Origin of the sequence: Francisella sp. 19X1-34, from assembly GCF_041102755.1 — a bacterium.
Classification (GTDB): domain Bacteria; phylum Pseudomonadota; class Gammaproteobacteria; order Francisellales; family Francisellaceae; genus Francisella.
The window spans coordinates 1-10823 of record NZ_JBGCTX010000076.1 but is presented as its reverse complement, the minus strand read 5'-3'; the positions used below and the strand labels follow the sequence as shown (position 1 = coordinate 10823).

Here is a 10823-nt window from a genome sequence, read left to right as displayed (position 1 = left end):
TAAAAAAATCATATATTACTTTTCAGTATATTTTAAACAATTTTAAAATTAATATCAGATTTCAACAGTCCCTTAATTTACAATGCTTTTAATTCCGAACTGAGGTTATTATAGGGCATCTTTTATTTTTTTTAAAATATTCTGTATAACCAGAAATTGATTTTAAAAACTTTATAAAATCATTAAAATGCATTTGTTTTATTTGCTTAAATTTAGGAGCTTTTAATATAGGTAGATTAAAGTTAATATTTTTATAAATATCGGTATAGTATCCTGGGCCTTTAAGAAAATATGAACTTATAGTGTTTAAAAAGTCTTCATAAATAACTTCTGTTTTACCATTAATTTGAATTTCTCGATGATATGTCCAAATAGCTACAACGCCATTTTGTTTGAGTATACGTAAGCACTCTTTTCTAAATTTTGGGATATCAAACCAGTGAGCTGCTTGAGAGGCGGTTATTAAATCAACACTCTCATCATCAAACATACTATTGGATTCATCAGTTTCAAAATATTTAATATTTGGATGAGTAAAAGCTCTAGAAAGTTGATTTTTACTAATATCAGTAGCATGAATATTATCTATAAATTTTGCTAACTTGATAGCTGTTTGACCATTGCCCGTACCACAATCCCAAGCTTTTCTGTTAGATGGGATATATCTTTTTAGATAATCAATAATTTCAGTAGGCGTAGATGGACTAGCTTTTTGGTAATACTCTGAATTGAATGTTGGTTTAGTATTATTAAGCATAATGCTTCCTTATAAAATCTAAAAAGTTACTTTGGTAATCATCTCGTTTGGAAGAGCAGAAATACTAGCAAGCATTCTGCTATCAACATTTAGTTCCATAGTTGTAGCATATTTTGATTCATTAGCTGCTAGATATAAAGCAACATCTATTTTAGAGGATATCCTGAAAAGTAGCTTTAATTGCTACTAGTTACCTATTATTAATACATTTTTATTTTGGTATATTAATGATTTAGCAGTTTAGATTAAGAATAAAGTTTTTAGGGAAAAATATAAGATTAAAGAGCACCACGAGCTGCTTTTTTACGATCAGATTCTGTTAGGTGTTTCTTTCTTAATCTAATAGATTCTGGTGTAATTTCAACTAGCTCATCATCTTCGATAAATTCAAGAGCATACTCAAGAGTAAGTTTGATTGGAGTAACTAGTGTAAGAGCATCATCTTTACCAGATGCACGAACGTTAGTCAGCTGTTTACCTTTACAAGGGTTAACTGCTAAGTCGTTATCTCTACTATGAATACCAATAATCATTCCTTCATAAACATCAGTGCCATGAGAAATAAACATTTTACCTCTCTCTTGAAGATTCCAAAGAGCAAAAGCTACAGCTTTACCCGCTAGCATAGAAACTAGAGTACCATTCTGACGAGTCTCAAGAGTTTGCTTTTTCATAGGCCCATAATGATCAAATACTTTATTTAAAATTCCAGATCCAGATGTGATAGTTAAAAACTCTGTATAAAAACCAATCAAACCACGAGATGGAATTATAAACTCAAGTTTTACACGGCCTTTTCCATCTGGTTCCATATTTTTAAGCTCACCTTGACGTAAGCCCATTCTTTCCATTACAGTACCTTGATGTTCTTCTTCGATATCTATAATTGCTTGCTCATATGGTTCATGTTTTTCACCATCAACATCCTTGAAAATTACATGCGGACGAGAAACTGCTATTTCATAACCTTCACGACGCATATTTTCTAGTAAGATTGAAAGGTGAAGCTCACCACGACCAGAGACTTTAAACTTATCAGGATCATCAAGCTGCTCAACTCTTAATGCTACGTTTGTAAGTAGCTCTTTATCTAAACGATCCTTGATCTGACGAGAAGTTACATATTTACCTTCTTTACCAGCAAATGGAGAATTGTTAACTTGGAAAGTCATGCTAATAGTTGGCTCATCTACAGAAAGCTCAGGTAGTGCTTCTACTTTATCAGGGCTACATAGTGTATCTGATATATTTAAGCCTTCCATACCCGTTACACAAACAATATCACCAGCCTGTGCTTCAGGTACTTCAACTCTTTCTAGTCCCATATAGCCTAATATTTGCAAGATTCTGCCATTACGAGTTTTACCATCTTTACCAATAATAGTTACAGGAGTATTTGTTTTAACTTTACCTCTTTGGATACGGCCAATTCCAATAGTTCCTGTGAAGTTTGAATAATCTAGTGAAGATATCTGCATTTGAAATGGTCCATCTTCGTCTACATCAGGATGCTCAACATTCTCAACAATTGCTTTGAAAAGATCAGTCATATCTTCTTTTTGTTCACCTAACTCATTTGTAGCCCAACCATTGATAGCAGAAGCATAAATAATAGGAAAATCTAGTTGCTCATCTGTAGCACCTAATCTATCAAAAAGATCAAACACTTGATCTACAACCCAGTCAGGGCGCGCACCATCTCTATCAATCTTATTAATAACAACGATTGGTTTTAAACCCTTTGCAAAAGCTTTTTCTGTTACAAATCTTGTTTGAGGCATAGGGCCATCAACAGCATCAACTAATAGTAATACTGAGTCAACCATAGATAGTACACGCTCAACTTCACCACCGAAGTCAGCATGGCCTGGAGTATCTACGATATTAATTCTATAGTCATTCCATTTTAGAGCGGTATTCTTTGCAAGGATTGTGATCCCTCTTTCTTTTTCTATGTCATTAGAATCCATAACTCTTTCAACTTCTGGGCCACGAGTATTTAGAGTACCAGATTGTTGTAGTAACTTATCAACCAAAGTAGTTTTACCATGGTCAACGTGTGCGATAATCGCAATATTTCTTAAATTCTCAATCATTAAATTTTACCTATTTTTATAAAATCACAACAATTATAGACTAATAATGATCAAAAGTACCTAAAAAAACTTAGCTGATTATAAGTAGCTTTAAAAAATGCATTTTAGTTTTACTGAAATTTATAGAATATTCTAGAATACTATTTTATGAAATTTAATAAGCTTACTAAGTATACAGAACTAGCTTAAGCTTTTTCTTTCTTTAAAAAAGATATTGTAGCTTTTTCTTTTTTAGCTATACTTTAAAGTCTTAAATAATAAAATATTTTAGTCGATGCATTACTATCTACCTTTATTCTTATTTTGTATTTCAACTATAGTTACACCTGGCCCGAATAATTTGATGTTATTAATTTCATCAATTAAATTTGGTGTTAGAAGGACACTTCCACATTATATAGGAATATGTTTAGGATTCCCTTTTATGGTGTTAGTCGTAGGACTTGGTTTGGATGCTATTTTTGTGAGCTATCCAAAGCTGCACTTAATTATAAAAATTGTAGGTGCTATATATATGGTTTGGCTAGCAATTAAAATAATATTATCCTCAAGCTATCATAGTGACGCTAAAAATAGTAAGCCACTAAGTTTTAAGCAGGCGATTTTATTTCAATGGATAAATCCTAAGGCTTGGGTAATGGCAATTGGGGTCATATCTACTTATACAATTATTAGTGAAAATATGACTTTGTTTATCCAGGTAATTATGATATCAGCTATTGTTATGATTGTTTCATTTTGCTGCACGGCTTTTTGGTTATTTGGCGGTAATTTTGTAAAAAGAATCTTAAGTGATGAAAAACATCTAAAAATATTTAATTTAGTGTTAGGGGTATTACTTATCTTATCTATTATAATGATGATTTTTGAATAATAGTTATTATTCTTACTTTGTCTTTTTCTGAAACTTCATAGAAATAAACATACCTGCCAATACTCCTAATACAATTATACTAATCATAATTGTTGCTAGGGCATTTATCTCAGGAGTAGGACCATTTTTAACAGTTGAATAAATATACATAGGTAGAGTAGGATTATCACTTCCTGCAACAAATTCTGTAACAACTAGATCGTCTATTGATAAAGTAAATGTCAATAACATTGATGTTATAATAGCTGGAAGTAGCTGGGGTAATGTAATTGAGAAAAATGTCTTTATTGGGCCTGCACCTAAGTCTAAAGCCGCTTCCTCTAGAGAGATATCTACACTAGCTATCCTAGATTGCATTACTATTGTTACATAAGCTGTACACATTGTTACATGAGCTATAACAACTGTAGTTGTGCCACGTTCATGAGGCCAACCAATTAGGTGTTGCAATGTTGAAAACATCAATAATAAAGCAACACCAAGAATAATATCAGGAAGTACTAGAGGAGTAGCCACAAGACCATATAAGAATGTTCTAGATCTAAAGAACTTAAACCTAGTCATAGCATAGGCAACTATTGTGCCTAGTATAGTTGATATAATTGACGTTATAACAGCAATTTTTAAACTAGTAAATGTAGCATTAATAATGTCCTCATCATGGATAACCTCATGATACCAGTTAAAGGTAAAACCGCCCCATAGATTAATTATTTGAGAATTACTAAATGAGAAAATAACTAATATAATAAGAGGTATATATAGAAATATTAAACCCAAAATAAGCATAATATTACTAAATGTAAATTTTTTCATTGCTTATTCTCCTCTATACAAAAGTTCTTTTTGTTTGGATACGTTGCATCCATAAGATAGGCAATACTAAAACAACTATCAACACTACTGATATTGCTGCAGCCATACCCCAGTTATTAGACGTGAAAAACTCTTCCCAGATAACATTACCAATCATTAGAGATCCCATACCACCCATAATTTGAGGTACAACTACTTCACCAATCGCAGGGATAAATATCAATAAGCTTCCAGCAATTAGCCCAGGCATAGATAATGGTAATGTAATTTTAAAGAAGGAGTTGATAGGCTTAGAACCTAAATCCTCAGCAGCGTCATACAAGCTTGGATCAATTTTTATCAAAGTACTATATAGAGGTAATACTAAAAATGGTAAATAGCAATATACCATACCTAAGTACATTGAAAAATCATTATAAAGCAAAGCCATACTAGGTAAACCTAGACTCATTAAGAATTCATTGAAAGTATGGTTACCAAGTAAAGTTACCCACGCATAAGTTCTAAGTAAGAAAGAAGTCCAGTATGGTATAACGATTAGTACCAAAAAGAAAAGCTGAGTATTCTTTTTTGCTCTTGAGAGAGCTAGTGCCATAGGATAGCCAATTAGGATACATAATGCTGTTGTTATCAAAGCAACTTTGAATGATTTAAGTAAAGATATAAATACTAAATTATAATGGGCAAGCTCAATATAGTTACTTAAATACAATGTGAAATGTAAAGTTGCATGTTTATATGCTAATAACGGCGTTACTGGAGGAGTACCATCTGCAGGTAAAGTAAAACTTATTCCAACTACGAACAAGAATGGTACTAGTAAAAATATTACAAACCATACAAAAGGTATTAGATAGACTAGTGTATGTCTAAAGCTTTTTTCTAAGTTTTGCATTATGAGTACAACACCATGATATTTTGTGATTCCCAAGTAAGGTATACTTCATCATCCCAAGAAGGATGGTCAGCATTTCTTTCTATATTAAAGTCTGTAGATTTTACTATATAGCCATTTGTAGTTCTCACATGATAAGTGGATAAACCACCCATATAAGCGATATCTTCAACTATACCTTTAATGCAGTTGACAGGGTTTTGAGGATCATAGTCATCAGGTTTTTCTTTACTTATAACTATCTTTTCAGGTCTTAAGCCAATCCATATTTCTTGATCTTCAATAGCTTCTATGTTTCTACGTAATACAAAAGAAGTACCAGCTTGTTCTGAAGTTATAACACTGCGTGTTCTACTTACCTCTTCAACACGTCCTTCAAATATAGTACTTTTACCGATAAAGTTAGCAACAAACTTACTTTTAGGGAATTCATATATTTCAGAAGGAGTACTGACTTGTTCTAGCCAGCCATCGGACATTATACCTATACGAGTAGACATAGTCATAGCTTCTTCTTGATCATGAGTTACCATTATAAATGTACTTCCTGTTTGTTCTTGGATATCTACAAGCTCAAACTGCATTTGATCACGAAGGTTCTTGTCCAATGCGGATAATGGTTCATCAAGTAAAATCAATTTAGGTCTTTTCGCTAGACATCTTGCTAGTGCAACACGCTGGCGTTGACCACCGGATAGTTGATGAGGCTTTCTTTTTGATAAATGCTCCATTTTTATAATTTTAAGAGCTCTATCAGTAGCCTTCTCAATATCTTCTTTGTTTAGGGATTTTTCTTGTTTGAGACCAAACATGATGTTTTGCTTTATATTCATATGAGGGAATAATGCATATGATTGAAACATCATATTTACAGGTCTTTTGTATGGAGGTGTATTTGACATATCTACACCGTCGATAATAATTTTGCCATCCGTTGGTTTTTCAAAACCTGCTAACATTCTTAGAAGAGTACTTTTCCCGCTACCTGAACCTCCAAGTAGCGAAAAAAACTCCTTTGGATAGACCTCCAGGTTGACTGAGTCAACAGCTAGATGCCCATCATCGAATTGTTTTGATAGGTTTTTTATAGAAACCAAAGGTTTTTTTGAAGATCTTTGCATCTTTAGGTTCTATAGTTTTATAAGAATGTTATATGATAAGCAATTTTTTAATAGAAAAAAAGAAATTTTTATAGTTAATTATTCTTGCTGGGATCGCTTGTCTCAAAATTTAATTTCTGGATATATGAATATAAGCATAAATAAGATTGTTGCTAAAACGGTTAGTTTCAATAAACACAGTTATGCTATAGCATTATATAAAATGGTGATGGAGTAAAACTAAAATTACAAAGTATAAACTATTAAGGAAGTAATTATGAAAGATAATCATTATGTAACACCTGAGCAGGTAATAAAAGATGAAGAAGACGGTGCAGTTATAAATGGTGTGTTTATACGCAAAGGTACTATGGCAGCAGCTATTAAAAATGCTCATATTTTAGATGACCCAGAAGCAGGTGAGTATGATAAAAAGAAAGCTTTAGAGTATTTAAAAGATATAATTCCTAAACTGAATAAATCTTGTGGTATGGATAAGGTACTTTCTTGGAAAAATAAAGATCTTAATAATCTCTAAATATTACAAACTTGTTTATACTCCTTGCTTTATTTTATCCTAAAGAAAGTCATTTAGACAATGTGTTAAATAAAAAGGTATAATAATACTTATTGATACATTATCTGTGAATAATTATGAGTAAATTATCTTCAGCATTTACTAGCGTTAATCAAGAATTTTCAAATCATAAATTAAAACCAGAAATATCTAACTTACCAGATTGGTTTGATGGGCAAGTATTGCGAGTTGGTCCTGCTAAATTTGAATATGGCAACATAAAATTAAATCACTGGTTTGATGGCTTAGCTATGTTATATAGCTTTAGTAGTAATTCAAAAGATATTTGCTTTTCAAATAAGTACTTAGAATCAGAACAGTATTTTGCTGCAAAAAAAGGCAGGATGAAATATGATGAGTTTGGCACTATGGTTCCTTCAAAGCTTAGTAAAGTAGCTGCAATAATAAAGACAATTTTAGGCTTACAAACAGAAAAGCCAAGTTTTAATGTAAATATTCTTAATATAAAAAATAAGCTATTGGCTACTAGTGAAGTTACTACAATGCTTGAGTTTGATAGAAAAAATCTTCAGACGCTAGAAGAGTTTAAATTTGTTGATGGACTTAAAGGACAATTTAGTTGTGCTCACCCTCAATTTGATCCAATTACAAAAGAGCAGCTTAATTTTGCTGTAGATATTTCTAAAGATTGTAAATATAGTCTTTATAAAATCTCAAAAAATAGTTGTGATAGAGAAGTATTATACCAATTCTCTAATCAACAGTTTATTTATAATCATACTTTATTTTTAACTGAAAACTATGTGGTACTATATTTAGGTCCACTAAGAGCTAATCCAATAGACTTTCTATCTAAACCAATTTCAGAGGTTATAGCTTATGATATTAATGCAAAATGTCAGTTATTAATAGTAAATAGAAATACACATAAGACAGAGCTTATCGATGCGCCTAGATTTGTAATGTTACATAGTGCAAATGCTTTTGAAAAAAATCAAAAAATTCACCTAGATTTTATAGAGTATACAGATGATCTAGAACCCTATAAGAGATTCTACTTTGAAAATATAAATAATGATGATTGTAAGCTTCAGATGCAAATTAGTAGGGTAGTTATAGATCTTGAAAATAATTTAGCCGATAAAGTAATAATTGCAGACAAAAATGCTGAGTTTGCGAGGATTAACGAAAATTACTTGACTAAAGATTATCAGTTTATGTACTTGGCAAATCGTAAAGATCATGCTGAGTTTTTTAATAGTATAATTAAATTGGATTTGCATAATGATAGGGTTTCTGAGTATGATTTTGGTGATGATTATGTTTCAGAGCCTATTTTTATTGCAAGCCCAGAAGCAAAGAGCGAAGATGATGGTTTGATTTTTGTAAATGTGATCGATAGTAGTAAAAAGCTAAGTTATATTGTCTATTTAAATGCTGCTGATTTAAGTTTAGTATATAAAGCATATTTACCAATTCAGATTCCACCAGCATTACATGGGATCTATCTAAAATAGAAAATTTATGAAAAATATAATATTTGATTTTGATTCTACTTTGATAAAAAAAGAATCATTGGAGCTTATTTTAGAGCCTTTATTAAAAGACTCTCCAGATAAGCTATTAGAAATTGAAAGAATAACAAATTTAGGTATGCAAGGGGATCTTGATTTTAGAGAGTCTTTAGAGGGAAGGTTAGCTATAGCAAGCCCAACTAAACAAAGTATAAAAGATTTTGCTGATAAGTGGTGCCCAAGTTTATTAACTCAAGGAGTATTGGAGTTAGTAACTAGCTTAAAAAGTAAAGATTATAATGTCTGGATATTTAGTGGTGGATTGACAGAGAGCATAGAGCCCTTTGCTGATTATCTAGGGATTGCTCGACGAAATATCTTCGCGGTTGAGATTAACTGGGACAAAAATGGAGGTTTTATATCCCTTGATAACTCTAATGGTGCTTGTGATTCTAAACTAAAGGCATTTGAGAAAGCTAAAGATTTAATTAATGGCGAAGTTATCGTAGTAGGAGATGGTTATACTGATTATCAATTATATGAGGCTGGCTTTGCTAATAAGTTTATCGCTTATGTAGAACATGTTCAAAGACAAAAAGTTATGGAAGTTGCTAAATATTATTCTAATAATATACATCAGCTTAAATCTTTATTATAACTTTGTATTTATTATTTCCTTATTGTTTGTGCATTTATGCACGCCAGTGTTTATGATTGCCAATTTATTAATTTTAGTGCTGGATTTATTATATTCACAACAACACAGTGAATAAGGAGAGATAATGAATAAAGTGGAGAAGAGTGTTAAGCAAACATCTATGGGTAAGGTTATTAAAGATATTAACTTAACTGAAATAAATAAAGAATCTGTAAGTAAAATAATTCAAGCAGTTTCTGAAAACGGTATTGTTAATATCAAAGGTAAGAAGCTTACCCCGGCTGACCTTAATAATATGACAAATAAGTTTGGCAAGACTATAACTTTATCAGAAGGTTTAGCATTTAATAATCAGGTTCAAGATTTTAAAACAGTAGTAAAAATCTCAAACATTGATAAAAATGTTAATCTGATTAAAAATCATAAAGGTGCTGAATACTGGCATCAAGATGGTGATTTTAGACCTGGCAAGGGGATATATGTATGGAACTTTTTACATGCTCATACTGTACCAAGTGTCGGTGGGGAAACAGGATTTTTGGATGGACAAAGAATTTTAAAAGTAATTCCACAATGGTTAAAAGAGTTCTTTGACACTAATAGATTAAAAATAACTCCAAAAAATATACCTGACTTTGATGATGAAACTGCCAATAAAATTGATGAAGTGATTCATAATTGTATACAAACTCATCCTATCACAGGTACACCTAGTTTGTATCTGGGAAGTATCAAAGTTGTAGAGATAGATGGTTTATCTAACTCATTATGGCAGGAAATTAGAGAGTATCTTATGAATCGTTTTGATAGTCCTGAAAATAGATATATTCATAATTGGGAGCCAGGCGATACATTGATTTGGGATAATACTTTGGTATATCATCGTTCTATGGGAGGCTATGGAGATGAGCCACGATTGCTTTATCGTACACAGGCAAAAATGTTTCAATGATAGTTTGGATATTAGGTAAACAATTATAAAAATAAATATGGAAAGACTATATGAGTGTTTTTAAGAAAAGTTTTCTTTGGGCTATAACAGAAGTGTTTTTTATCTTGAGTATCTTTGTAGCCGTACTTTTTGGAATATATGGCTCAGATATTCAGTATAATAATCATTTATCGGCTACTGAATTATCTATAATTTCAGGAACTTTCTTTATAGTGTTTTCATTATCACAGCTTTTTGCTGGAATCCTTATTAATAAAACTTCTCCTCGATTGTTTTTAGGAGGATCTGCGATAGTTTCTGCTTTAGGATGTATTATTTTTGCTAATACATCAGTTTTTGAGGTTTTATTATTATCTAGAGTGTTATTAGGTTTAGGTTTGGGGTGTGCATTTCTAAGTGTCATTTATACGATCCAGTCAAATTTTCCAGAAGGAAGGTTTGTGCTTTTCATATCTATTAGTCAATGTGTAGCAAATATTTTAGTAGGGACAATGGGAATGGTTTCAGGTAATTTTCTATCTAGGCATTCTTATAATTCTAGCTTTATTATATTAACCTCAGTTCGATAATTACTTCATGTCTAAATATTTATAATTATTGATTTTAATTGGAGAAATAATAAA

Annotated in this window: 11 protein-coding genes; 6 read left to right on the top strand and 5 right to left on the bottom strand. The window is 31.4% G+C overall.

The features are described 5' to 3' along the window. Window positions 1-88 precede the first annotated feature (88 nt). Together AB8E56_RS10275 and typA are read right to left on the bottom strand one after the other, a co-directional pair. Window positions 89-757 carry a class I SAM-dependent methyltransferase gene (locus AB8E56_RS10275; protein WP_329480781.1) on the bottom strand — a complete coding sequence of 223 codons (669 nt, stop codon included), beginning with the start codon at window positions 755-757 and terminating at the stop codon, window positions 89-91. A gap of 278 nt (window positions 758-1035) precedes the next feature. Continuing rightward, entirely contained in the window at window positions 1036-2853 is a 1818-nt protein-coding gene (typA, locus tag AB8E56_RS10270; RefSeq protein WP_329480780.1) for a translational GTPase TypA, read from the bottom strand. Window positions 2854-3127: 274 nt separating this feature from the next. Here typA and AB8E56_RS10265 point away from each other — a divergent pair, with 274 nt between their 5' ends. After that, on the top strand, window positions 3128-3727 hold the full coding sequence (locus tag AB8E56_RS10265; protein WP_329480779.1) for a LysE family translocator: 600 nt from the start codon (window positions 3128-3130) through the stop codon (window positions 3725-3727). 12 nt (window positions 3728-3739) lie between these two features. Here the strand turns inward: AB8E56_RS10265 and AB8E56_RS10260 are convergent, their stop codons facing one another. The 3 genes from AB8E56_RS10260 to AB8E56_RS10250 are packed head-to-tail and all read right to left on the bottom strand — an operon-like array spanning window position 3740 to window position 6559. Then, window positions 3740-4543: an ABC transporter permease subunit gene (locus AB8E56_RS10260; protein ID WP_329480778.1), complete on the bottom strand. Its 804-nt coding sequence runs from the start codon at window positions 4541-4543 to the stop codon at window positions 3740-3742. 13 nt (window positions 4544-4556) lie between these two features. Continuing rightward, window positions 4557-5438 carry an ABC transporter permease subunit gene (locus AB8E56_RS10255; protein WP_329480777.1) on the bottom strand — a complete coding sequence of 294 codons (882 nt, stop codon included), beginning with the start codon at window positions 5436-5438 and terminating at the stop codon, window positions 4557-4559. Then, window positions 5438-6559, bottom strand: a complete 1122-nt coding sequence (locus AB8E56_RS10250; RefSeq protein WP_329480776.1) for an ABC transporter ATP-binding protein — start codon at window positions 6557-6559, stop codon at window positions 5438-5440. Before AB8E56_RS10250 ends, AB8E56_RS10255 begins: the two co-directional genes overlap by 1 nt. Window positions 6560-6815: 256 nt before the next feature. Between AB8E56_RS10250 and AB8E56_RS10245 the strand changes: the two genes are divergently transcribed. From AB8E56_RS10245 to AB8E56_RS10225, 5 genes are all read left to right on the top strand, one after another. Continuing rightward, window positions 6816-7076 (top strand): hypothetical protein, encoded by a 261-nt coding sequence (locus AB8E56_RS10245; protein WP_329480775.1) that lies wholly within the window; start codon window positions 6816-6818, stop codon window positions 7074-7076. 116 nt (window positions 7077-7192) lie between these two features. Continuing rightward, window positions 7193-8593 (top strand): carotenoid oxygenase family protein, encoded by a 1401-nt coding sequence (locus AB8E56_RS10240; protein ID WP_329480774.1) that lies wholly within the window; start codon window positions 7193-7195, stop codon window positions 8591-8593. A 7-nt stretch (window positions 8594-8600) separates the two neighbouring features. Next, window positions 8601-9248, top strand: a complete 648-nt coding sequence (locus tag AB8E56_RS10235; RefSeq protein ID WP_329480773.1) for an HAD-IB family phosphatase — start codon at window positions 8601-8603, stop codon at window positions 9246-9248. A gap of 124 nt (window positions 9249-9372) precedes the next feature. Next, a complete protein-coding gene (locus tag AB8E56_RS10230) occupies window positions 9373-10200 on the top strand; it encodes a TauD/TfdA family dioxygenase (protein WP_329480772.1) in 828 nt (275 codons plus the stop codon). 50 nt (window positions 10201-10250) lie between these two features. Beyond that, window positions 10251-10769, top strand: a complete 519-nt coding sequence (locus AB8E56_RS10225; RefSeq protein WP_329480771.1) for an MFS transporter — start codon at window positions 10251-10253, stop codon at window positions 10767-10769. The last annotated feature ends 54 nt before the right edge of the window (window positions 10770-10823 follow it).

Excerpts from the sequence above, each read along its gene's own strand:
- AB8E56_RS10245 (WP_329480775.1), top strand. The coding sequence starts at position 6,816 with ATGAAAGATAATCATTATGTAACACCTGAGCAGGTAATAAAAGATGAA.
- typA (WP_329480780.1), bottom strand. The coding sequence starts at position 2,853 with ATGATTGAGAATTTAAGAAATATTGCGATTATCGCACACGTTGACCAT.
- AB8E56_RS10265 (WP_329480779.1), top strand. The coding sequence starts at position 3,128 with ATGCATTACTATCTACCTTTATTCTTATTTTGTATTTCAACTATAGTT.
- AB8E56_RS10240 (WP_329480774.1), top strand. The coding sequence starts at position 7,193 with ATGAGTAAATTATCTTCAGCATTTACTAGCGTTAATCAAGAATTTTCA.
- AB8E56_RS10250 (WP_329480776.1), bottom strand. The coding sequence starts at position 6,559 with ATGCAAAGATCTTCAAAAAAACCTTTGGTTTCTATAAAAAACCTATCA.
- AB8E56_RS10255 (WP_329480777.1), bottom strand. The coding sequence starts at position 5,438 with ATGCAAAACTTAGAAAAAAGCTTTAGACATACACTAGTCTATCTAATA.
- AB8E56_RS10225 (WP_329480771.1), top strand. The coding sequence starts at position 10,251 with ATGAGTGTTTTTAAGAAAAGTTTTCTTTGGGCTATAACAGAAGTGTTT.
- AB8E56_RS10260 (WP_329480778.1), bottom strand. The coding sequence starts at position 4,543 with ATGAAAAAATTTACATTTAGTAATATTATGCTTATTTTGGGTTTAATA.
- AB8E56_RS10230 (WP_329480772.1), top strand. The coding sequence starts at position 9,373 with ATGAATAAAGTGGAGAAGAGTGTTAAGCAAACATCTATGGGTAAGGTT.
- AB8E56_RS10275 (WP_329480781.1), bottom strand. The coding sequence starts at position 757 with ATGCTTAATAATACTAAACCAACATTCAATTCAGAGTATTACCAAAAA.
- AB8E56_RS10235 (WP_329480773.1), top strand. The coding sequence starts at position 8,601 with ATGAAAAATATAATATTTGATTTTGATTCTACTTTGATAAAAAAAGAA.